Source organism: Agrococcus pavilionensis RW1 (assembly GCF_000400485.1).
GTDB classification, from domain to species: domain Bacteria; phylum Actinomycetota; class Actinomycetes; order Actinomycetales; family Microbacteriaceae; genus Agrococcus; species Agrococcus pavilionensis.
The window spans coordinates 169,774-191,135 of sequence record NZ_ASHR01000028.1 but is presented as its reverse complement, the minus strand read 5'-3'; the positions used below and the strand labels follow the sequence as shown (position 1 = coordinate 191,135).

At 72.7% G+C, this 21,362-nt stretch carries 18 protein-coding genes and 1 tRNA gene; 15 read left to right on the top strand and 4 right to left on the bottom strand.

Annotation, left to right across the window (positions count from 1 at the left end; translation table 11 throughout):
• Position 1: 1 nt before the first annotated feature.
• From L332_RS24585 to L332_RS24575, 3 genes are all read left to right on the top strand, one after another.
• Positions 2 to 3,259: a beta-phosphoglucomutase family hydrolase gene (locus tag L332_RS24585; protein ID WP_021010963.1), complete on the top strand. Its 3,258-nt coding sequence runs from the start codon at positions 2 to 4 to the stop codon at positions 3,257 to 3,259.
• Positions 3,256 to 4,308 carry a type II glyceraldehyde-3-phosphate dehydrogenase gene (locus tag L332_RS24580; RefSeq protein ID WP_021010962.1) on the top strand — a complete coding sequence of 351 codons (1,053 nt, stop codon included), beginning with the start codon at positions 3,256 to 3,258 and terminating at the stop codon, positions 4,306 to 4,308. Before L332_RS24585 ends, L332_RS24580 begins: the two co-directional genes overlap by 4 nt.
• A 63-nt stretch (positions 4,309 to 4,371) precedes the next feature.
• Positions 4,372 to 4,647, top strand: coding sequence for a hypothetical protein (locus L332_RS24575; RefSeq protein WP_021010961.1), 276 nt, complete (start codon positions 4,372 to 4,374; stop codon positions 4,645 to 4,647).
• Positions 4,648 to 4,689: 42 nt separating this feature from the next.
• Here the strand turns inward: L332_RS24575 and L332_RS24570 are convergent, their stop codons facing one another.
• Positions 4,690 to 5,928, bottom strand: a complete 1,239-nt coding sequence (locus L332_RS24570) for a CPBP family intramembrane glutamic endopeptidase (protein ID WP_144061069.1) — start codon at positions 5,926 to 5,928, stop codon at positions 4,690 to 4,692.
• Positions 5,929 to 6,134: 206 nt separating this feature from the next.
• On the opposite strand from L332_RS24570, the gene L332_RS24565 reads away from it, so the two are divergent.
• The 5 genes from L332_RS24565 (at position 6,135) to L332_RS24545 (ending at position 13,627) form a co-directional block, all read left to right on the top strand.
• Positions 6,135 to 8,618: an ATP-dependent Clp protease ATP-binding subunit gene (locus tag L332_RS24565; RefSeq protein WP_021010959.1), complete on the top strand. Its 2,484-nt coding sequence runs from the start codon at positions 6,135 to 6,137 to the stop codon at positions 8,616 to 8,618.
• A gap of 162 nt (positions 8,619 to 8,780) precedes the next feature.
• Positions 8,781 to 11,738, top strand: a complete 2,958-nt coding sequence (locus L332_RS24560) for a cell wall-binding repeat-containing protein (RefSeq protein ID WP_021010958.1) — start codon at positions 8,781 to 8,783, stop codon at positions 11,736 to 11,738.
• A gap of 93 nt (positions 11,739 to 11,831) precedes the next feature.
• Positions 11,832 to 12,392: a dihydrofolate reductase family protein gene (locus tag L332_RS24555; protein ID WP_021010957.1), complete on the top strand. Its 561-nt coding sequence runs from the start codon at positions 11,832 to 11,834 to the stop codon at positions 12,390 to 12,392.
• Between the two features lie 19 nt (positions 12,393 to 12,411).
• Positions 12,412 to 12,942, top strand: a complete 531-nt coding sequence (locus L332_RS24550; RefSeq protein ID WP_021010956.1) for an amino-acid N-acetyltransferase — start codon at positions 12,412 to 12,414, stop codon at positions 12,940 to 12,942.
• Positions 12,943 to 12,970: 28 nt separating this feature from the next.
• Positions 12,971 to 13,627: a hypothetical protein gene (locus L332_RS24545; protein WP_144061068.1), complete on the top strand. Its 657-nt coding sequence runs from the start codon at positions 12,971 to 12,973 to the stop codon at positions 13,625 to 13,627.
• 13 nt (positions 13,628 to 13,640) lie between these two features.
• On the opposite strand, the gene radA is transcribed toward L332_RS24545, so the two are convergent.
• Positions 13,641 to 14,999, bottom strand: coding sequence for a DNA repair protein RadA (radA, locus tag L332_RS24540; RefSeq protein WP_021065051.1), 1,359 nt, complete (start codon positions 14,997 to 14,999; stop codon positions 13,641 to 13,643).
• A gap of 103 nt (positions 15,000 to 15,102) precedes the next feature.
• Between radA and L332_RS24535 the strand changes: the two genes are divergently transcribed.
• The 3 genes from L332_RS24535 (at position 15,103) to L332_RS24525 (ending at position 16,122) form a co-directional block, all read left to right on the top strand.
• On the top strand, positions 15,103 to 15,471 hold the full coding sequence (locus L332_RS24535; RefSeq protein WP_021010953.1) for a VOC family protein: 369 nt from the start codon (positions 15,103 to 15,105) through the stop codon (positions 15,469 to 15,471).
• Positions 15,468 to 15,980, top strand: a complete 513-nt coding sequence (locus L332_RS24530) for a GNAT family N-acetyltransferase (RefSeq protein WP_021010952.1) — start codon at positions 15,468 to 15,470, stop codon at positions 15,978 to 15,980. Before L332_RS24535 ends, L332_RS24530 begins: the two co-directional genes overlap by 4 nt.
• A 51-nt stretch (positions 15,981 to 16,031) precedes the next feature.
• Positions 16,032 to 16,122 (top strand) — tRNA-Ser (locus L332_RS24525).
• Between the two features lie 223 nt (positions 16,123 to 16,345).
• Here L332_RS24525 and L332_RS24520 read toward each other — a convergent pair.
• Together L332_RS24520 and L332_RS24515 are read right to left on the bottom strand one after the other, a co-directional pair.
• Positions 16,346 to 17,032 carry a LysR substrate-binding domain-containing protein gene (locus tag L332_RS24520; protein ID WP_021010951.1) on the bottom strand — a complete coding sequence of 229 codons (687 nt, stop codon included), beginning with the start codon at positions 17,030 to 17,032 and terminating at the stop codon, positions 16,346 to 16,348.
• A 37-nt stretch (positions 17,033 to 17,069) separates the two neighbouring features.
• Entirely contained in the window at positions 17,070 to 17,684 is a 615-nt protein-coding gene (locus L332_RS24515) for an alpha/beta hydrolase (protein WP_021010950.1), read from the bottom strand.
• Between the two features lie 70 nt (positions 17,685 to 17,754).
• Between L332_RS24515 and L332_RS24510 the strand changes: the two genes are divergently transcribed.
• Genes L332_RS24510 through mgrA form a run of 4 tightly spaced genes read left to right on the top strand, consistent with a single transcriptional unit; the run spans position 17,755 to position 21,163 of the window.
• Positions 17,755 to 18,990 carry a hypothetical protein gene (locus L332_RS24510; RefSeq protein WP_021010949.1) on the top strand — a complete coding sequence of 412 codons (1,236 nt, stop codon included), beginning with the start codon at positions 17,755 to 17,757 and terminating at the stop codon, positions 18,988 to 18,990.
• A gap of 58 nt (positions 18,991 to 19,048) precedes the next feature.
• Entirely contained in the window at positions 19,049 to 19,588 is a 540-nt protein-coding gene (locus L332_RS24505) for an NUDIX hydrolase family protein (RefSeq protein WP_021010948.1), read from the top strand.
• Between the two features lie 52 nt (positions 19,589 to 19,640).
• Positions 19,641 to 20,108 (top strand): hypothetical protein, encoded by a 468-nt coding sequence (locus tag L332_RS24500; protein ID WP_021010947.1) that lies wholly within the window; start codon positions 19,641 to 19,643, stop codon positions 20,106 to 20,108.
• Positions 20,105 to 21,163, top strand: coding sequence for an L-glyceraldehyde 3-phosphate reductase (gene mgrA / locus L332_RS24495; protein WP_021010946.1), 1,059 nt, complete (start codon positions 20,105 to 20,107; stop codon positions 21,161 to 21,163). The genes L332_RS24500 and mgrA overlap by 4 nt, the downstream gene beginning before the upstream one ends.
• The last annotated feature ends 199 nt before the right edge of the window (positions 21,164 to 21,362 follow it).

Sequence of the window (21,362 nt, the reverse complement as noted above, 5' to 3'; positions counted from 1 at the left end):
CATGCGCCCGTTCAGCCGAGCCGGTAGCGCGACCGAGCCCGAGTCGACGCGCCGCGAGACCGCGGTGCCCTTCGAGGCGGTGCTGTTCGACATGGATGGGGTGGTCACCCAGACCGCGGTCGTGCACGCGGCGGCGTGGAAGCAGCTCTTCGACGAGGTCCTGCGAGATCCTCGGCTCTCGGCCGCCGATGCGGCACGGCCATTCGACGAGGGTGAGGACTACCGGCGCTTCATCGATGGGAGGCAGCGCGAGGATGGAGTGGTCGCGTTCCTCGCGTCGCGCGGCATCCGACTGCCCGACGGCAGTCCAGCGGACGGGCCCGACGAGTGGTCGGTCTCCGGGCTCGGCGCGCGGAAGAACGCGCTGTTCCTCGAATCGGTGCGCCGCGACGGCGTGGCCGCCTATCCGGGAACCGTCGCCCTGCTGGAGCGCCTGCGCTCGGGAGGGGTTCCTGTGGGTCTCGTCACCGCGAGCCGCAACGCTCGCGCTTCCCTGGCTGCAGCCGGGCTCGACGTCGAGTTCGACGTGATCGTCGACGGGCAGACCGCCGCGGAGGAGCGGCTGCCGGGCAAGCCGGATCCGGCGATGTTCCTCGCGGCGGCGCGCCTGCTCGGCGTGCCGCCGGCGCGCGCGGCGGTCGTGGAGGATGCCGTCTCCGGTGTCGAGGCGGCTCGACGCGGCGGCTTCGGGCTGGTGGTCGGCATCGATCGCACGGGGAACCGCGAGCAGCTCGAGCTGGCCGGCGCCGATGTCGTGCTGGGAGACGTCTCTCAGCTCGACCTGGGCGCCACCGAGACCGACCCCTGGACCCTGGTCTACGACGGCTTCGACCCTGCGCACGAGGGCCATCGCGAGGCGCTGACCGCTCTGGGAAACGGATACATGGCGACCCGAGGGGCGCGTCCCGAGCATCACGATGACGGCGTGCACTATCCCGGCACGTACCTGACAGGGGTCTACAACCGGGCCACCGGCGTGATCCACGGGCAGGAGCTCGAGGAGGAGCACCTGGTCAACGTCCCCGACTGGCTGCCGCTCGACCTCCGCATCGCAGATGGACCGTGGTGGTCGAGCGGCGGGATCCGAGTCGCCGCCGAGCGGAGCGAGCTCGACCTGCGTCGCGGGGTCCTCACGCGCAGAGCCACCTTGATCGGAGAGTCCGGGGAACGCCTCAGCATCCTCCAGCGGCGGCTGGTCGCCATGCACAACCCTCACCTCGCGGGGTTGGAGACCACCATCACGGCCGAGGGCTTCAGCGGCGCCGTGGGCGTTCGGGTCGGCATCGATGCGGCCGTGGCGAACGGCAACGTCCGCGCCTATGCCAGCACCCGGCACCTCTCCGACCCCTCGTTCACCGAGGCGGCCATCGACACGGTGCTGTGCGAAGTCAGCACCGTGCAGAGCCGGATCGGCATCGCGCTCGCCGTTCGGACCACGCTCACGGGCGACGCGACCGTGACACCACGTGCCGCTGAGCGCGACGGCGCGGCTCACTGGCGGCAGTTCGACCTCTGGCTCGAGGACGGCCGGCCGGTCACGATCGACAAGGCTGTCGCCGTGGTCACCTCCCGCGACGGTGCCATCGCGTCCCCCGGCGCTGCCGCGCTGATCGAGCTGGACCGTCGGCGCCCGGGCTTCGAGGCGCTGCTGACCGAGCATGTGGCGGCGTGGCGGCGCTTGTGGGGTCGATTCGCGATCGCGCTCGATTCCGATCGGCAGTCTCGCCTGCTCCTCAACCTGCATGTCTTCCATCTCCTGCAGACCGTCTCCGTGCACAGCGCAGCCCTCGATGCCGGGGTGCCCGCTCGCGGCCTCCACGGCGAGGGCTACCGGGGGCACGTCTTCTGGGACGAGCTGTTCGTCATGCCGGTCGTCGGGCTGCGATGCCCTCGGGTCGGTCAGGCGCTGCTGGAGTACCGCTGGCGGCGGCTGGATGCTGCTCGGGCCGCGGCGCGCGCACACGGGCTCGAGGGGGCGCTCTTCCCCTGGCAGAGCGGCAGCGACGGACGGGAGGAGACCCCTCGACAGCTGTACAACACGCGCTCGGCGCGCTGGATGCCGGACAACTCGAGCCGTCAGCGCCATGTCGGGCTCGCGGTGGCCTTCAACGCGTGGCAGCACTTCCAGGCCACCGGCGACCGGGACTGGCTGGCAGCGCGCGGTGCGGAGCTCATCGTCGAGGTCACCCGGATGTTCGCGTCGTCGGCGCGCTGGGAGCCGGAGACGGGCAGATACCACATCGACGGCGTGATGGGGCCCGACGAGTACCACGATGGGTACCCGCACGCGCCGGGCGAGGGCCTGCGCGACAACGCCTACACGAACGTGCTCGTGTCGTGGCTCTGCGACCGCTCGGCCGATGTGCTGGAGGAGCTGCGAGGTCATCCCGGTGACGACCTCGTGGACCGGCTGCGCATCACGAGGGACGAGGTCCACCTGTGGTCCGTGCTCGGCAGCCGTCTTGCTGTGCCGTTCCACGCCGATGGCGTGATCAGCCAGTTCGACGGCTATGAGCAGCTGCTCGAGCTCGACTGGCAGCGCTACCGCAGCACCTACGGCAACATCGGGCGGCTCGACCTCATCCTCGAGGCCGAGGGCGACATGACCAACCGGTACAAGCTCTCGAAGCAGGCGGATGTGCTCATGCTGATCTACCTCCTCGGGCCCGCAGGCGTGATCGAGCAGCTGCATCGTCTCGGCTACGAGTGCTCGGAGGGGGACCTCGAGCGCACGATCGCGTACTACCTCCCCCGCACCGCGAACGGCTCGACGCTCAGCCGTGTCGTGCACGCCTCGGTCCTGTCCCGATTCGACGAGGTGCAGGCTTGGTCCACGTTCCGGGCGGCCTTGATCGCAGACCTGGATGACACGCAGGGCGGCACCACGCGCGAGGGCATCCACCTCGGGGCGATGTCCGGAACGGTCGACATCGTGATCCGTGCCTTCGCGGGTCTGCGGACTGAGGCGGATGCGCTCGTCCTCGATCCCCGACTGCCCGGTCACCTCGAGCACGCGGGCTTCCAGGTCGGCTACCGGGGCCATCGGGTCGACGTGTCCCTGAGCCCAGATCTCGTGACGGTCTCGCTGCTGCCGTGCGGCGCAGCGCCCATCCGGGTCGGAGTCGCGGGACGCTTCGCGCTCCTCGCGGGAGGCGAGAGCGAGCGGTTCCCACTGGCACGAGGGACGCGCGGGGATGGCCGGTCGGCGACGAGCGCGCAAGATCCAACACACCGAACCAACCGGGAGGATGGGCGATGAGCAAGACCAGGGTGGCCGTCAACGGATACGGCGTGATCGGGAAGCGGGTCGCCGACGCGGTGATGCTGCAGCCAGACATGGACCTCGTCGGCATCGCCGACGTCGCGACCGATTGGCGCATCATGGCCGCGAGGGGCAAGGCGCCGATCTACGGCGCGACCGACGACGCGGCGCACGCCATGCGCGCGGCTGGAATGGACATCGCCGGTACGCTCGGGGACCTCATCAGCGCGGTCGACATCGTGGTGGACACCACCCCGAAGCGCGTCGCGGCTGGGAACATCCAGCGGTACCGGGATGCCGGAGTCAAGTTCGTGCTCCAGGGTGGGGAGTCGCATGAGACGACCGGGCACTCCTTCGTCGCGCAGGCGAACTACGAGAGCGCGCTGGGCCGCGAGAGCACCCGGGTCGTGTCGTGCAACACGACGAGCATCGTCCGCGTGCTGGGCGCGCTGCATGACGCCGGCCTCCTCGCCAGCGCTCGAGGGGTGCTGATCCGACGCGCCACAGATCCATGGGAATCGCACCTGGGCGGCATCATGAACACCGTCGTCCCGGAAGCGAGGATCCCCTCGCATCAAGGGCCGGACGCGCAGACGGTGATGCCCGAGCTCGACCTCGTCACCATCGCGGCGAAGGGCGCGCACACGGAGACGCACAACCACTACTGGACCCTGCGGATGACGAAGCAGGTGACCCGGGATGAGGTGCTCGACGCGTTCCGCGCCGCTCCTCGCGTCGCGTTCATCCGGATGTCCGATGGTCTTGTGGCGCTGAACTCCACGATCGAGCTCATGCGCGACCTCGGCCGGCCGCGGGGCGACATGTGGGAGGTGGCGATCTGGGAGGACCTGATCACCGTGCAGGACGACGAGGTGTACTTGACCTACCAGGTGCACAACGAGTCGATCGTCGTGCCGGAGACGATCGACGCGATCCGCGCGCTGACCGGGAGCGCGCCCGACGCTGCCTCCTCGATGCGGATGACCGACGCGACGCTCGGCATGACGGGCGACTTCCTGACGCCTTCGCCGCGCCAGCCGGAGTGAAGCGGACGGCGTCGCCGGCTCGCAGCGACCGCAGGGCGGCGCAGCGAGCGATAGGATGGCGGCATGCCTGAGAGCTGGTGGGGGAACGCGATCTTCTCGCTCATCCCGACGATCGTGCTCGGGCTCATCTTCTGGATGGTGCTGCGGATGATCATCCGCGGCGACCGCACCGCCCGGCTCGAGTACGACCGCATCGAGGCCGAGGAGCGCGCGAAGGCCGGTCTGCCGCCCAGGGGATCGGCGGATGCGTCCGCGGCCGCACCGAGCACGGCTCCGGCCGCGCAGGCGGCCGAGCCGGCATCCGCGTCGTCACCGTCGCCCGACGACCCGGCTCGCTGACGCGCGAGCCGGGCCGCCGGTCATCGCCGACGTCGGAGCACGTCAGCGCACGACGGGAGCCGCGATCTGCGGCTCGAGCGGCGTCCGCTGCGGCACGAGGAGCTCCGCGCCCGGCGCGCCCTTCGTCCAGCGCTGCTCCTTGCGCAGGAAGAAGTGCGCCGCGAGGTAGCTCGCGCCGAGCGCGAGGATCGCGATGCCGAGCGAGAGCCAGTCCTCGCCCGAGACCGGCTGGGCCGAGAACGCCGACGTGCCGGTGAGCGCGAGCGGCACCATGATGAAGACGTTGTTGGCGGTGTGCAGCACCGACGCGGCCTCGAGGCCGCCGGTGCGGAACGTGAGCATCGAGCACGTGAAGCCGACGAGCGAGAGCTGCAGCGTCGCTGCGATCGAGGGGTTCAGGTGCGCGGCGCCGAAGAGCAGTCCGGTGAGCACGCCGATCCCGATCGAGGCGACCCAGCGGTTCGCTATCCAGCCGCCGAGCATCTGGGTGAGGAAGCCACGGATGGCGAACTCCTCGCCCGTCGCCTGCAGCGGGGTCGTGAGCAGGATGATCGCGACGAGCCCCCAGTTGGGGTTCCACTGCCACTCGACGCTCGGGTCGAGCGAGAGCGTGACGCCGATGTAGATCGCGAAGATCGGCAGGATCACGATGGCCGCGCGGCCGGTCGTGCGCCAGCGCCAGCGGCCCGCGACGCTCGAGACGTAGCCGCCCGCGCCCTTGCCGAACGCGGCGGTCGCGACGATCGCCCCGGGGATCATCGACGCCCACGAGAGGTTGATGCCCGCCATGCCGAGCGGCGTGCCGAGCACCTCGAAGAGCGCGTCGAAGGTCACGGCCTCCGGATTCGCCGACGCCAAGGCGGGGTCGAGGTCGAGCAGCGCACCGACGAGGCCGGGCATGACGAGCGCGAGCATGACGATCTGCCCGGCCGCGAAGAAGCCGATCGCGATCGCCCACGCGAGGAACCAGCGGCCGACGCGCTTCGTCAGCGGACGGAGCGCGGTCGCGTACGCCTGGTCGGGCGTCGGGAGCGCGGCGGGCAGCAGTGCCGGCTTGGCCGGTGGCGGCGCAGCCGCGGGCTGGCCGTAGCCGTAGCCCGAGTAGCCGACCTGTCCGTAGCCCTGCGGCGCCGGCTGTCCGTAGCCGCCGTAGCCGGGCTGGCCGACCGGCGTCGGCGGCAGCACGGGCGGGCCCGCCTGCGGCTGCGAGTATCCGGGCTGCGGGTAGCCGGGCTGTGCGGGCTGCGGCTGGCCCGAGGGCTGGGTGGGCTGATCGGTCACCATGCTCCTTCGACGTCCGTCCGAGGCTATCGGGGCGAGCCAGGCGTTCCGTGTGCGCGCACCCCGAACAGCGCGCGCGGCGCGCGCACGGCCGAGCCCGGGAGCGTTCCGAGCCGACCGCATCCGGGGTTCGCGCCCACAGCGAACACGGCCGCGGCGTCCCCCACCCCGCGGCTACGCTCGAGAACCAAGGAAGGGAGGCAGCGATGTTCGAGAGGTTCACCGACCGCGCTCGCCGAGTCGTGGTGCTCGCTCAGGAAGAGGCGAAGCTGCTCAACCACAACTACATCGGCACGGAGCACATCCTGCTCGGCCTCATCCACGAGGGTGACGGCGTCGCAGCCAAGGCCCTCGAGCAGCTCGGCATCTCGCTCGACGCCGTGCGCGCCCAGGTGCAGGACATGATCGGCACCGGCAGCCAGCAGACGACGGGCCACATCCCGTTCACGCCGCGCGCCAAGAAGGTGCTCGAGCTGAGCCTGCGCGAGGCGCTGCAGCTCGGCCACAACTACATCGGCACGGAGCACGTGCTGCTCGGCCTCATCCGCGAGGGCGAGGGCGTCGCCGCCCAGGTGCTCGTGAAGCTCGGCGCCGACCTGAACCGCGTGCGCCAGACGGTCAACCAGCTCCTCGCCGGCTACCAGGGCAAGGAGTCGACGACGGTCGGCGGCGACGCGACGCAGCAGTCCGACGCCAAGGGCTCGCAGATCCTCGACCAGTTCGGCCGCAACCTGACGCAGGCCGCGCGCGACGGCAAGCTCGACCCCGTCATCGGGCGCGAGAAGGAGATCGAGCGGGTCATGCAGATCCTCTCGCGCCGCTCGAAGAACAACCCCGTGCTGATCGGCGAGCCCGGCGTCGGCAAGACCGCCGTCGTCGAGGGCCTCGCACAGGCGATCATCAAGGGCGAGGTGCCCGAGACGCTCAAGGACAAGCAGGTCTACACGCTCGACCTCGGCAGCCTCATCGCCGGCAGCCGCTACCGCGGCGACTTCGAGGAGCGCCTCAAGAAGGTGACGAAGGAGATCCGCACGCGCGGCGACATCATCACCTTCATCGACGAGATCCACACGCTCGTCGGCGCGGGCGCCGCCGAGGGCGCGATCGACGCGGCCAACATCCTCAAGCCGCTCCTCGCGCGCGGCGAGCTGCAGACGATCGGCGCGACGACGCTCGACGAGTACCGCAAGCACTTCGAGAAGGATGCGGCGCTCGAGCGCCGCTTCCAGCCCATCCAGGTCAACGAGCCGTCGGTCGCGCACACGATCAACATCCTCAAGGGCCTGCGCGACCGCTACGAGTCGCACCACAAGGTGACGATCACCGACGGCGCGCTCGTCGCGGCGGCGAACCTCGCCGACCGCTACGTGCAGGACCGCTTCCTGCCCGACAAGGCGATCGACCTGATCGATGAGGGCGGGGCCCGCCTGCGCCTGTCGATCCTCTCGGCGCCGCCCGAGCTGCGCGAGTTCGACGAGCGCATCGCCGACGTCCGCTCCCGCAAGGAGGGTGCGATCGAGGGCCAGGACTTCGAGGCCGCCGCGCGCTTGCGCGACGAGGAGAAGGAGCTGCTCGGCGAGCGGCTGCGGCTCGAGAAGCACTGGCGCTCCGGCAACGGCGGCCACACGGGCATCCTCGACGAGGGCGTCATCGCCGAGGTGCTCGCGAACGCGACCGGCATCCCGGTGTTCAAGCTCACAGAGGAGGAGTCGGCTCGCCTCGTCTTCATGGAGAAGGCGCTGCACCAGCGCGTCATCGGCCAGGAGGAGGCCGTGAGCGTGCTCGCGAAGACCATCCGCCGGCAGCGCGCGGGCCTCAAGGACCCGCGCCGCCCCTCGGGCTCGTTCATCTTCGCCGGACCCACGGGCGTCGGCAAGACCGAGCTCGCGAAGGCGCTCGCCGAGTTCCTGTTCGACGACGAGGACGCCCTCATCTCGCTCGACATGTCGGAGTTCAGCGAGAAGCACACCGTCTCGCGGCTCTTCGGCGCCCCTCCCGGGTTCGTCGGCTTCGAGGAGGGTGGCCAGCTCACCGAGAAGGTGCGGCGCAAGCCGTTCTCGGTCGTGCTGTTCGACGAGATCGAGAAGGCGCACGTCGACATCTTCAACTCGCTGCTGCAGATCCTCGAGGAGGGCCGCCTCACCGACGGCCAGGGCCGCGTGGTCGACTTCAAGAACACCGTCATCATCATGACGACGAACCTCGGCACGAAGGACATCTCGGGCGGACCCGTCGGCTTCGTGCTCGAGGGCTCGAGCGAGAACGACTACGAGCGGATGCGCGGGAAGGTGCGCGACGAGCTCAAGAAGAACTTCAAGCCCGAGTTCCTCAACCGCGTCGACGAGATCATCGTCTTCCCGCAGCTCGACCCCGAGGAACTGCTGCAGATCGTCGACCTGTTCGTCGGTCGCCTCGCCGAGCGGCTGCTCGACCGCGACATGACGATCGAGCTCACCGAGGCGGCCAAGCGGCGCCTCATCCACATCGGGCACGATCCGGCGCTCGGCGCGCGGCCGCTGCGCCGCGCGGTGCAGCACGAGATCGAGGATGTGCTGAGCGAGAAGATCCTGCACGGCGAGCTGGGCTCGGGGGAGCACGTCACGGTCGACTTCGTCGACGACGAGTTCGTCTTCACGCACACGTCGCCGGAGCCGCACGAGCCGGAGCTCGCGCCGGCCGACGCCGCCTGACCCGCGGAGCAGAGGAGGGGACCCCGAACGGGGTCCCCTTCTCGCGATTCACGCAGGATTCACCGATCCGACACCCGAAGGGCTCGCCAAGCGGCCGCGCGCTCCATAGGCTCAGTCACGGTGCCCCGCACCGCCCCCTGTCACCTTGCCTTCGGAGATCCTGTGAACACCAAAGCGAAGCGCTCGCTCGCGGCCGGAGCCGCCTGCGCGCTGAGCGTCGGGCTGCTCGTGAGCACCCCGACGGTCGCGAACGCCGCGCCCATCACCGTCGACCCCGCGACCACGGCGGTCGTCAACCTGCTGCACTTCAACGACTTCCACGGTCGCATCGACTCGAGCACGACCGTGCAGTTCGCCGGCACCATCGAGCAGCTGCGCGCCGACTACCCCGAGTCGACCGTGCTGCTCTCGGGCGGCGACAGCATCGGCGCATCCGCGTTCCCCTCCGCCTCGCAGGGCGATGAGCCGACGATCGAGGTGCTCAACGCGATGGGCGTCGACGCCTCGGCGGTCGGCAACCACGAGTTCGACAAGGGCGTCGACGACCTCACCGGTCGCGTCGCCGGCCTCACCGACTTCCCGTACCTCTCGGCGAACGTCACGCTCGACGGCGAGCCGATCGGTCCCGCCTACGAGCTGCTCGAGATCGACGGCATCACCGTCGGCGTCGTGGGCGCCGTGACCGAGTCGACACCGACGCTCGTCGACGGCTCCGGCATCGTGGGCGCCGAGTTCGGCGACCCGGTCGCGGCGGTGAACGAGGTGGCGGCGGCGCTCACCGATGGCGACGCCGCGAACGGCGAGGCCGACGTCATCGTCGCCGAGCTCCACGAGGGCTCGCAGGTCGTGCTCCCGGCCGATGCATCGCAGGCCGACCAGCAGGCGCTGCTCGCCGCCGATGCGGCCGCGGGCGGCCCCTTCGGCGACATCGTCAACGGCCTCTCCGCCGACGTGGACGTCATCTTCAACGGCCACACGCACCGCAGCTACTCGTGGCTCGCGCCCGTGCCGGGCGCCTCGGGCGAGACGCGCCCGGTCGTGCAGTCGAACGAGTACTCCAACCTCGTCGGCCAGGTCGTCCTCGCGGTCGACCGCGCGTCGCTCGACGTCTCCGTCGAGGTGCTCACGAACCACGCGCGCACGACGGCTGCGCCCGCCGACCTCGTGGCCGCGTACCCGCGCGTGGCAGCGGTCAAGGAGATCGTCGACGCGGCGGTCGCCGAGGCCGCGGTGATCGGCAACGTCGAGGTCGGCACGATCTCGGGCCCCATCACGGTGCCGGCGCTCTCGAACGGCAACCGCGGCGAGGAGTCGACCGCGGCGCAGATGGTCGCCAACATGTACCGCGATCAGCTCGCCCCCGAGGGCCGCGGCGGCGCCGAGATCGGCATCGTCAACCCGGGAGGCGTGCGCGACAGCCTGCTGTACGCCGCGACCTCGCCCGAGACCGAGGACGGTGTCGTGCGCCTCGCCGAGGCGAACAACGTGCTGCCGTTCAGCAACAACCTCTGGACGATCACGATGACCGGTGCTGAGCTCGACCTGCTGCTCGAGCAGCAGTGGCAGCGCGACGCCGCAGGCGTGCCGCTCGCGACGGGCCGCACCTACCTGCAGCTCGGCCTGAGCGACAACGTCACGTACGTCTCCGACCCGTCGCGCGCGATCGACGACCGCGTGAGCGACATCGCGATCGACGGCGAGTTCGTCTCGCCCGACCAGGAGATCCGCATCGCGAGCGCCTCGTTCCTCATGGGCGTCAACGGCGGCACCCCTGGCGACAACTTCTGGGCGTTCGCCGAGGGCACTGACGAGCGCGACTCGGGCCTCGTCGACCTCGACGCGCTGCTCGCGTACCTCGCCGACAACCCGGGCCTCGCTCCCGACTACTCGGTGCGGCACGTCGACGTCGTCGGCCTGCCGGAGGGCGCGGTCGCCGCGGGCTCTGAGCGCACCGTCGAGGTGCGCCAGCTCGACCGCATCCGCTCGCTCGGCGCCGTGGCGTCCGAGACGGTCGAGATCGTGGACGAGACCGGTGCCGTCGTCGGCACGGGCGACGTCGTCGTCAACACCGATGCCTCCGGCAACCCGCTCACGACGTCGGCGACCGTGACGTTCACGGTCTCGACGCCCGAGGCCACGGCCGCCGGCCCCGTCACCGCCGCCTACGCGGTGCGCACCGCTACGAGCGAGGTGCCGTTCCAGCTCGAGGTCGTCGAGCCCACGTCCCGCATCGCGGGCGAGGACCGCTTCCAGACCGCGGTCGAGATCTCGAGGGCCGCGTACCCCGAGGGCGCTCCGGTCGTCTACGTCGCGAGCGGCGAGCGCTGGCCCGACGCGCTCACGGCAGCCCCGGCCGCCGCGCACGAGGGTGGCCCGCTCCTCCTCGCGCGCCACGGCTCGGTGTCCTACGACGTGCTCGCCGAGATCGACCGGCTCGGCGCCGAGCGCGTCGTGATCGTCGGCGGCGAGCCGACGCTCAGCGCCGCGGTCGAGGCGTCGATCGGCGAGGTCGACGGCGTCACGACGATCGACCGGATCGCCGGCGCCGATCGCTTCGAGACGAGCCGCCTCGTCGCGGAGTACGCGTTCGAGTCGGCCGACGGCGCATACGTCGCCACCGGCCTGCGGTTCCCCGACGCCCTCTCCGCGGGTGCCGCGGCGGGTCACCTCGACCTGCCGCTCGTCCTCGTCGACACGCGCGAGGCCGTCCCGGCCGCGACGATCTCGACGCTCGAGGGCCTCGGCGTTGCGCGGGTCCGGATCGTCGGCGACACCAAGGCCGTGCCGTCGTCGAACGCCGCACAGTTCGTCGACGCCGGCTTCAGCGTCCGCCGGCTCGGCGGGGTCGACCGCTTCGCGACCAGCGCGATCGTGACGGCCTCGGCGTTCGACGCGGCCCCGAACGGCGCCTACCTCGCCTCCGGGTTCAGCTTCCCCGACGCCCTCGCGGGCGGCGCGGTCGCCGGTGCCCAGGGTGCGCCCCTGCTGATCAGCACCTCGGCGTGCGTGCCTTCGCGCGTGCTCGCTGAGCTCGACCGACTGCAGCCCACCTCGGTGACGCTGCTCGGCGGCGAGCCGTCGCTCTCGGCCACGGTTGCGTGGCTCGGCAGCTGCGACTGATCGGCTGATCGATCGATCGCGGAGGGGCGGGGCTGCGGCTCCGCCCCTCCGTCGTCCGCCCGCGTGTGGGCGGTGTGCCCTAGCGTCCCGCGCATGGCACGCATCATCTTCGACACCGCGACGACCATCAACGGCTTCCTCGCCGACGACGAGCACTCGCTCGCGTGGCTCTTCGCCGTCGACGGCGGCACCGATCCCGACGAGACCCTGCTGCCGGCCGACGCGACGGTGATGGTGCTCGGCTCACACACCTACGAGTGGATGCTCCGCGAGAGGCACGCGACGGGGCGGGATCAGGCGTGGCGCGACTTCGCGGGCGAGCGGCCGGCGTTCGTCTTCACGACCCGCGAGCTCCCCGCGCCGGAGGGTTCCGACATCCGCTTCCTCCGGGGCTCGGTCGCCGACGCGCTGCCGGAGCTGCGGGCGGCGGCCGGCGACGGCGACATCTGGGTCGTGGGCGGCGGCGACCTCGCCGGCCAGTTCCTCGACGCGGGCGCGCTCGACGAGGTCGCGATCTCGGTCGCGCCCGTCGCGCTGCCGAGCGGCGCGCCGCTCATGCCGCGCCGAGTCGAGTCCGACCGGCTCACGCTCGTCGAGGTGCGTCGGGTGGGGCAGTTCGCGCGGCTCGTCTACAGGGTGGGCTCGGACGGGTAGGGGCGTAGGCTCGATCCCTATGGCCGACGCACCCGCTCCTGCCCCCGATCGCTCCGAGCTCACCGTGCGGGCCGCGCGCACGAGCGACGTGCGCGCGATGCGCGACCTCATCGAGCCCTACGTGCGCCGACGCATCCTGCTCGGCAAGGAGCTCGTGACGCTCTTCGAGGCCGTGCAGGAGTTCGTCGTCGCTGAGCGCGACGGGCAGGTGGTCGGCTGCGGCGCGCTCCACGTCATGTGGGAGGACCTCGGCGAGGTGCGCACCATCGCCGTCGCGGAGGGTGCGCTCGGCAAGGGCGTCGGCCACGCCATGCTCGTCGACCTCGAGGAGCGCGCGCGGCAGCTGGGGCTCACGCGGCTGTTCTGCCTCACGTTCGAGACCGACTTCTTCGGCCGCCACGGCTACGAGGAGGTCGCCGAGCAGGTCGTCGAGCCCGAGGTCTTCGTCGAGCTGCTGCGCTCGGCCGACGGCGGCGTCGCCGAGTTCCTCGACCTCGCGCACGTGAAGCCCAACACGCTCGGCAACACACGCATGCTCAAGCGGCTGTGAGCCCGCGTCCGACGCCTACCCTGGATCGGTGAGCACGCCTATGACAGCCAAGCGCCGCGCCGCGGTGCGTCGGCGTCGCACGCTGCTCGGCCTCGTGCTCGTCATCGCGGTCGCCGCTGCCGCGCTGCTCGTCTGGCGGCCGTGGGAGCCGGGCGAGGCACCGCCGCCCGCGACCGCGCCGAGCGAGAGCGCGAGCGCCGCGCCCGTCGAGTCGGCGACGCCCACGCCGACCCCGACGACGCCGTTCACACCCATCGGCGGGAGCCCGAGCGCCGCGCCGGGTGAGCCGTGCGCGCCCGAGGCCGTGCGCATCACGCCGACGACCGATCACTCGACGTACGCGGCCGGCGAGCCCGTGCTGCTGTCGTTCACGATCGAGAACACCGGGGAGAGCGCGTGCTCGCTCAACGCCGGCACCGCCGTGCAGGAGTACGAGATCCGCACGGGCGATGAGGTCGTCTACCGCTACACCGACTGCGCCGCCGACGTGCAGGACAACATGGTGCAGCTCGAGCCCGCGACGCCGCAGTCGACCGTGCCGATCGAGTGGGACCGCACCCCGTCGTCGATCGAGACGTGCACGGCCGAGCGCCCGCAGGTGACGGCGGGCGGTGCCGCCTACAGCCTGAGCGTGCGGGTGGGCGACTACGCGAGCGCCGAGAGCCGGCAGTTCATCCTCGAGTGACGCCCGCGGCGGCTCAGAAGCCGGGGACCGCTTCGAGCGGGTCGCGCTGCCGCTCGCGGCGGCCAGCCGCGAGCGTCTCGGTGACGGCGCTGCGCACGAGCGCGACGCCCTCGTCGACGACCCGCGCGTAGCCGAGCCTGCGCGCCTCGGCCGCTCGGCGCTTCGCCGCCGAGGCGGCCCGGATCTCGCCCGCGAGCGAGATCTCGCCGACCGCGGCGAGCTCGCGGGGGAGGGCGGTGCTGCGGAACGCGCTCGCGATCGCGAGCGCGATCGCGAGGTCGGCGCCGGGCTCGGTCACGCGGATGCCGCCGACGGTCGAGACGTAGACGTCCTGGTTGCCCAGCGCGATGCCCGCGTGCCGCTCGAGCACGGCGATGACCATCGCGACGCGCGAGGAGTCGACGCCGTTCACGACGCGGCGCGGCTGGGCCGTCGACGCGGGCACGACGAGCGCCTGCATCTCGACCGGGAGCGCGCGGCGGCCCTCGAGCGCGATCGTCACGCACGTGCCGGCGAGCGGCGTCGCCGAGCGCGAGAGGAAGAGTCCGGAGGGGTCGGGCACCTCGAGGATGCCGTCGCCGGTCATCTCGAAGCAGCCCACCTCATCCGTCGGTCCGAAGCGGTTCTTCGACGTGCGCACGAAGCGCAGCGCCGTCTGCCGGTCGCCGTCGAAGTGCGCGACGACGTCGACGAGGTGCTCGAGCACGCGGGGACCGGCGACCGAGCCGTCCTTCGTGACGTGGCCGACGAGCAGGAGCGGCACGCCCGCATCCTTCGCGGCCCTCGTGAGCGCGGCGGCGACGTCGCGCACCTGGCTCGGCCCGCCCGCGAGCGACTCGTTCGCGGCGTTCGCGACCGTCTGCACGGAGTCGACGATCACGAGCGCCGGCGCGGTGTCGCGCAGCTGGCCGAGGATCGTCGCGAGGTCGGTCTCGCTCGCGAGGTAGAGCTGCGGCTCGAGCGCTCCCGTGCGCTCGGCGCGCAGCCGCACCTGGGCGAGCGACTCCTCGCCCGAGACGTAGAGGACGCGGCGGCCGGTCGAGGCCGCACGCGCGGCGACGGCGAGCAGCAGCGTCGACTTGCCCACGCCCGGCTCGCCCGAGCACAGCACGACGGCGCCCGGCACGATGCCGCCGCCGAGCACGCGGTCGAACTCGGCGATGCCCGTCGGCCAGCGCGGGGCGTCGGCGGTCTCGAGCTCGGTGATAGGCCGGGCCGCGCGCGACGCGGGCACCGAAGCCGCGGCGACGCCCTTCGCGGGCACGCCGACCTCCTCGACGGTGCCCCACTGCTGGCACTCGCCGCAGCGCCCGACCCACTTGAGGGTCGTCCAGCCGCACTCGGAGCAGCGGAACGCGGGGGACTTGGCCATGCGCTCGACGCTATCGGCCGCCGCCGACACCGGCTCGGCGGCGCGAGCGCGAGTGTGCGAGATCGCCGCTCATGAGCGCCGTTCACCCACTACGCTCGCGGACATGCTGACCGTCGGCTCGATCGTGATCCGGTGCAGCGACCTGGAGCGCCAGCGGCGATTCTGGGCCGCGGCGCTCGACTACGAGCCGCGCGAGCCGGTCGAGCCTGACTTCGTGCTGCTGCGGCCGCGGTCGGGTGCCGGCCCGAACGTCTCCCTCGACGCGGTGCCGAGCGAGCGCATCCTGCCCCCGCGCATCCACCTCGACCTGTACGCCGACGATCAGCGCGCCGAGGTCGAGCGGCTCGAGTCGCTCGGCGCGCGTCGCGTCGAGTGGTCGAAGCGGCCGCCCGACGCCGACTACGTGATCATGGAGGACCCCGAGGGCAACCGCTTCTGCGTCATCGACGCCGCACCGGAGGAGGCCGCATGACCGCGCACGTCCGCGACGCCACGATCGGCGACGCCGCAGGCATCGCGCGCGTGCGCGTCGAGACCTGGCGGGCCGCCTACTCCGGCCTCGTGCCCAAGGAGGTGCTCGACCGCCTCGACGTGCAGCGCGAGACCGCCCACCGCGTCGAGCGGTGGGACGAGCACCACGCGGATGCGGGCAGCCACGACCTCGTCGCGGTGGCCGACAGCGAGGTGGTCGGGTGGGCGTTCGCCGGCCGGGCGCGCGAGGAGCTGGACGGCATCACGGGCGAGCTCTACGCCATCTACGCGCACAGCGAGCGCTGGTCGCGGGGCGTCGGCAAGGCGCTGCTCGCGGAGGCGGAGCGGCGGCTCATCGCCGACGGCCACCGACGCGCCTACCTGTGGATGCTGGACGGCAACGCGCGCGCCGCAGCGTTCTACGACGCGCACGGCTGGCACCTCGACGGCGGCGAGAAGGTCGAGGAGGGGCTGCACGAGGTGCGCCGCGTGAAGGTGCTGCAGCCCTGATCGTCGGCGCCGGTTCGCGAGCGGCTCCGAGCGCGTGTACGCTATCCCCTTGGTGACGTGTCCGAGCGGCCGAAGGTGCGACTCTCGAAAAGTCGTGTGGAGTAACCCTCCACCGTGGGTTCAAATCCCACCGTCACCGCCAGCGGGAGGCCCCGCGCTCAGCGAGAGCGCGGGGCCTTCGCCGTTCCGGCGGCGCGTGCCGCGCCCGTGCGGCCGCAGAGTGCCGGCACTCTGCTGCCCGGCGGCTGCTAGATCGCAGAGTGCCGACACTCTGCTGCCCGGCGGCTGCGAGATCGCAGAGTGCCGCGACTCTGCGCCCGGTCCCACGTCGCGCTCTGCGCCGGGCGACGGTCGCGCCGCTCCAGTCAGCGGCGGCCGCCGGGGCCGGGACGGCCGCCGCGGCCGTGGCCGCCGCGCTTGCGCGGGCGCTGGGCCGGCGAGGGCTTCGGCTTCGAGGGGCGGGGCTTCGCGCCGGTCGCCGCGTTGCCGGCCTCGACGCGGTGCTCGCGCTCGCGGCCGCGCGACGATCCCGCGCGCCGGCCCTTCGCGATGCCGATGAGCTCCTGGTGCAGCGCGGAGTCCGCGTGCTCGGGCCAGACGAGCGCGATCGTCGTGGTGGGCGCATCCGTCACCACCCGGTGGCGCGTGCTCGGGCCGCCGACCGCGCGCGCGACCGACATCGGCACGATCGCGAGCCCGGCGCCGGTCGCGACCACCTCGAGCAGCTGCGCGGGGGAGAGGTCGCCCGACTCGAGCAGCTGCTCGCCCTCGAGGTCGGCGAGCGTCACGGTCTCGAACGCCACGATCGGATGGCCGACGGCCGCGACGACGACCGCGAGCTCGTCGTAGAGCGGCACGCGGTGCATGCCCTCCGCCTCGATCGGCAGCCGGGCGAGCACGGCATCGGCGCGACCCTCGCGCAGCGCGGCGATCGCGTCGGCCTCCTCGAGCGCGACGAGCTCGATCGGCACGTCCGGCACGCGCTGCGCCCACACGCGCATCCACTTCGCGGGCGTCACGCCCGGCACGCCACCCAGCCGGAACCGTTCCATGGGTCCATCCTGCCGCCCGCGCGCGGCGAGGGAGCGCTCAGACCCGCTGCAGGAAGGCCACGACGTCGGCGAGCTCCTCGCCGACGATCGTGTGCGCGCGCCGGTAGGTGCGCCGGTCGACGTCGAAGTGCGCGTCGAGCCACGGCGCCGAGCGGACGATCTTGTCCTTGTGGATGACGTCGTCGAGCTCGCCGATCGTCGCGAGCAGCGGCAGCCGCGGCTCGCGGGCGGCGAGCTCGGCGTCACCGGGCAGCTCGCCCGCGTGCACGAACGACGACAGGTGGGCGATCGACGCGAACCGATCCGGCGCGAGCCTCGCGAGCTGCACCGCCATGGCGCCGCCTTGCGAGAAGCCGAGCAGATGCACGCGCGAGTAGCGCCGCTCGAGCCCGTCGAGCCACGCGAGCACGCCCTGGGCGGTCGCGTTGATGAGCGCGTCGTCGTCGCTGTCGATCGGCGAGAAGTCGAACCACGCGAAGCCGCCGCCGTAGGGGATCGGCGCGCGCAGCGACGCGATCGTCAGCTCGGCCGGCAGGTGCGGCGCGAGCCCGAACAGGTCGCCCTCGTGGGAGCCGATGCCGTGCATGACCACGAGCAGCTCGTCGCCCGAGCCGTCCCGCCACTGCACCGCATCCGCGTCGATCTGCTGCATCTCGCGCTCCTCCCGGGCGCCCGCCGCGCCGCTCCCCTCGACAGTAGCCTCGAAGCATGGAGGCGCACCCGTGACGAGCACATCGGCGACCACGCGCGTCATGCCGGCTGCCGGCGGCCGCGGTGCTCGCCGCGCGCCCCGCCGGCCTGCGCGCGGCAAGCGGATCGGCCGCGTCGTCTCGCTCGACGCCGCCCGCGGCCTGCTCGTGCTCGCGACCGTCGCGTGGCTCGCCGCGCCCCGGCGCCCGGTGCCCGCCTCCGAGCCGTGGGGCGCGATCGGCATCGACGCGCTCGCGATGCCAGCGTTCGCACTCGTCGCCGGCTGCGCGTTCGCGATGGCGCAGCACCGCGACTGGACCTCCGGCGGCCGCGTCGCGCTGCGCTCGCTGCTGCTGCTCGGGCTCGGCCTGCTGCTCTCGGCGCTCGTCGCGCTCATCGCGGGCGCGACCGCCGGGGTGCCGTTCGACCCGGGCACGGGCACCTTCGGCGGACTCGAGCGGATGCCCGTGGCCGGCCCGCTCGTGCAGCTCGCGGTCGCGATCGCGGCGCTCGGCTTCCTCGGGCTGCTCGCGCGCAGCTGGTCGGCGTGGGTCGCGGCGCTCGCGATCGCCGCGCTCGTCGGCTCGGGCGCGCTGTGGCTCTCGAGCGGCCTGTGCGGGGCGCTGAGCGACGTGTGCAGCCCCGCGACGCTGCTCGTCGGCGGCATCGCGGACGCCGCGGGCGCGCCCACCGACCCGCTCGTGGTGCTCGCGGTCTCGACGGTCGTCGCGGGCCTCGGGCTCGCGGTGCCCGCCGCGGCCGGCGCGGCGCTCGTGCACGGCTTCCTCCGCGCGCGGAGCGTCACCGGCCGGCAGCGGCCGCGCGTCATCGGCTTCGGGCTGCTCGCCGCGACCCTCTTCGCGGTGCTCGGCGTCATCGCCTACTTCACGCCGACGATGTGGGGGCAGCAGGCGCTCGAGCCGGCGGCCGCCATCTGGACGCCGCCGCTCACCCTCGGCGTCGCGACGCTCGCCGCCGTGCTCGCGACCGTCGCGCATCCGGTCATCGACACCGACCTGCGCGGCGGCACCTCGACCCTCGGCGCCCTCGCCGAGCCCTTCGCCGCCGTCGGCCGCATCAGCCTGCTCGCGGTCGCGACGACGCTTGCGCTCCGCTCGCTGCTCGAGGCGCTGCCCGACCCCGACCCGGTCGGCGCCTTCGCGCGGCTCGGCGACATCCCCTCGGTCGTGCTCGCGCTCGTCGTCGTCGCGGCGTGGCTCGCGCTCGCGCTCTGGGCCGACCGCTCGGGCCGGCGCCTGCGCCCGTAGCCCGCCGACGCATCCGCCCCTCCGAGCGGCTCGAGGGTCGTGCGGGCAGAATGGGCGCATGGCCGTGCGCACCCCCGACCCCAACCCCGGATGGCTCAGCGACGAGGAGCTGCAGCAGGCCCGCGAGCGCCTGCCGATCCTCTACGTCGAGGCGATCCCCGTGCGGCTCGACGGCATGGGGCAAGTCACCGAGGTGGGGCTGCTGCTGCGCATGAACGAGCAGGCCGTCATGACCCGCACGGTCGTCTCGGGCCGCGTCATGCGCGGCGAGCGCGTGCGCGACGCGCTCTACCGGCACCTCGAGAAGGACCTCGGGCCGATGGCGTTCCCGCAGCTGCCCGCGAGCCCCGTGCCGTTCCACATCGCCGAGTACTTCCCGCTCCCCGGCGACGGCATCTTCTCGGACGACCGCCAGCACGCCGTCTCGCTCTGCTACATCGTGCCCGTCACCGGCACGTGCGACCCGCGGCAGGACGCGCTCGAGCTCACGTGGCTGAGCCCCGAGGCCGCCGCCTCCGAGCTCGTCACGAGCGAGATGGAGGGCGGCCGCGGCAGCCTCGTGCGCGCCGCCCTCGCGCACTGCGGCGCGCTGCGCTGACTCCGGGCGACTCCGAGCGGATGCGCAGGGTCGCGCTCCGTAGGCTGGGCGCATGAGCGCGCACTACCAGGTGACCCTCGAGTGGGGCACCGCCGGGATCGACGCGGCCGCGGCCGACGTCATCGTGATCGCGGACGCCGACCGGGGCCCCGAGTCGGCCGAGCTGCAGGACCGCGCGCCCCGCACGACGCTCGTGCTCGACGCGACGCTCGCCAACGCATCCGACATCGCCCGCGCCGCGCTCGACGAGCAGGAGCGGCTCGGCGACCGCGCCTCGATCGCGATCGTCGCGGCCGGCGACCGCTGGCGCGACGGGACCCTGCGCCCCAACGCGGCCGACCTGCTCGTCGCCGGCCGCGTCGTCGACGAGCTCGCCGAGCTCGGCATCGACTTCCACAGCCCCGCGTGCGCCGCGGCGTGCGCGGCGGCCGTGGGCCTGCGCGGCGCGACGAACGCCCTCGTCGCGGCCGAGACCGCCGCGCGCGCCGCGCACGCCGAGCCCGAAGGAGCCGCACGATGAGCTGGCAGCCCGACCCCGCCCGCTACGACGCCGACCGGCCCGGCGCGATGCAGTACCGCCGCGCCGGCGCCTCGGGCCTCAAGCTGCCGCTGCTCACGCTCGGCCTCTGGCACAACTTCGGCGACGACGTGCCGCTCGAGCGGCAGCGCGAGCTCATCCTCGGCGCCTTCGACCGCGGCGTCACGCACTTCGACCTCGCCAACAACTACGGCCCGCCCTACGGCGCGGCGGAGTCGAACTTCGGCCGCGTGCTCGCGAGCGACCTCGGCGCGCACCGCGACGAGGTGCTCGTGACGACGAAGGCCGGCTGGGACATGTGGCCCGGCCCCTACGGCTTCGGCGGCACCCGCAAGTACCTCGTCGCGAGCCTCGACCAGTCGCTGCGGCGCATGGGGCTCGACTACGTCGACATCTTCTACCACCACCGTCCCGACCCCGAGACGCCGCTCGAGGAGACGATGGCGGCGCTCGACCACATCGTGCGCTCGGGCCGCGCGCTCTACGTCGGCGTCTCGAGCTACTCGGCCGACGAGACGCGGCGCGCGCACGCGATCCTCGACTCGCTCGGCACGCCGCTCACGATCCACCAGCCGTCGTACTCGATGCTCAACCGCTGGATCGAGACGGATGGGCTGCTCGACGCCGCGGGCGAGCTCGGCATCGGGGTCATCGGCTTCACCGCGCTCGCGCAGGGGCTCCTGACCGGCAAGTACCTCGACGGGGTGCCCGAGGGGTCGCGGGCCGCGCTCGGCAGCGCGCGTGGATCGCTCGACGCGAGCCTCTCGCCCGAGGCGGCCGAGCGCCTCCGAGGACTCGCCCGCATCGCCGAGTCGCGCGGGCAGTCGCTCGCGCAGCTCGCGCTCGCGTGGGCGCTGCGCGACGAGCGCATGACGTCGCTCACGATCGGCGCGTCGCAGTTCGAGCAGCTCGAGCAGAACATCGCGGCGCTCGGCGGCCTCTCGTTCAGCGCCGACGAGCTCACGGCGATCGACGAGCTCGCGCGCGACGAGCCGGGCGTCGACCTGTGGGCAGGAGCGCGCGACTCGCGCGACTGACGACACCCGCCGGCGGGGAGCGCTCGGCCGCGATGTGCACGCTCTTGCGGTGCGGCGGCAGCGCGAGCCGCAGCAGCGTGCACATGCCCACACGCGACTCCGTGGTCGCGACTGCCATGTGCACGCTCTTGCGGTGCGGCGGCAGCGCGAGCCGCAGCAGCGTGCACATGCCTGCGCGCGCCCGGAGCGATGTGCACGC

What these genes read in the sequence shown, in the direction of transcription:
- L332_RS24575 (WP_021010961.1), top strand. Translation starts at nt 4,372, where the DNA reads ATGCCTGAGAGCTGGTGGGGGAACGCGATCTTCTCGCTCATCCCGACG.
- L332_RS24565 (WP_021010959.1), top strand. Translation starts at nt 6,135, where the DNA reads ATGTTCGAGAGGTTCACCGACCGCGCTCGCCGAGTCGTGGTGCTCGCT.
- L332_RS24515 (WP_021010950.1), bottom strand. Translation starts at nt 17,684, where the DNA reads ATGCAGCAGATCGACGCGGATGCGGTGCAGTGGCGGGACGGCTCGGGC.
- L332_RS24505 (WP_021010948.1), top strand. Translation starts at nt 19,049, where the DNA reads ATGGCCGTGCGCACCCCCGACCCCAACCCCGGATGGCTCAGCGACGAG.
- L332_RS24555 (WP_021010957.1), top strand. Translation starts at nt 11,832, where the DNA reads ATGGCACGCATCATCTTCGACACCGCGACGACCATCAACGGCTTCCTC.
- radA (WP_021065051.1), bottom strand. Translation starts at nt 14,999, where the DNA reads ATGGCCAAGTCCCCCGCGTTCCGCTGCTCCGAGTGCGGCTGGACGACC.
- L332_RS24520 (WP_021010951.1), bottom strand. Translation starts at nt 17,032, where the DNA reads ATGGAACGGTTCCGGCTGGGTGGCGTGCCGGGCGTGACGCCCGCGAAG.
- L332_RS24530 (WP_021010952.1), top strand. Translation starts at nt 15,468, where the DNA reads ATGACCGCGCACGTCCGCGACGCCACGATCGGCGACGCCGCAGGCATC.
- L332_RS24535 (WP_021010953.1), top strand. Translation starts at nt 15,103, where the DNA reads ATGCTGACCGTCGGCTCGATCGTGATCCGGTGCAGCGACCTGGAGCGC.
- L332_RS24585 (WP_021010963.1), top strand. Translation starts at nt 2, where the DNA reads ATGCGCCCGTTCAGCCGAGCCGGTAGCGCGACCGAGCCCGAGTCGACG.
- L332_RS24580 (WP_021010962.1), top strand. Translation starts at nt 3,256, where the DNA reads ATGAGCAAGACCAGGGTGGCCGTCAACGGATACGGCGTGATCGGGAAG.
- L332_RS24550 (WP_021010956.1), top strand. Translation starts at nt 12,412, where the DNA reads ATGGCCGACGCACCCGCTCCTGCCCCCGATCGCTCCGAGCTCACCGTG.
- mgrA (WP_021010946.1), top strand. Translation starts at nt 20,105, where the DNA reads ATGAGCTGGCAGCCCGACCCCGCCCGCTACGACGCCGACCGGCCCGGC.
- L332_RS24500 (WP_021010947.1), top strand. Translation starts at nt 19,641, where the DNA reads ATGAGCGCGCACTACCAGGTGACCCTCGAGTGGGGCACCGCCGGGATC.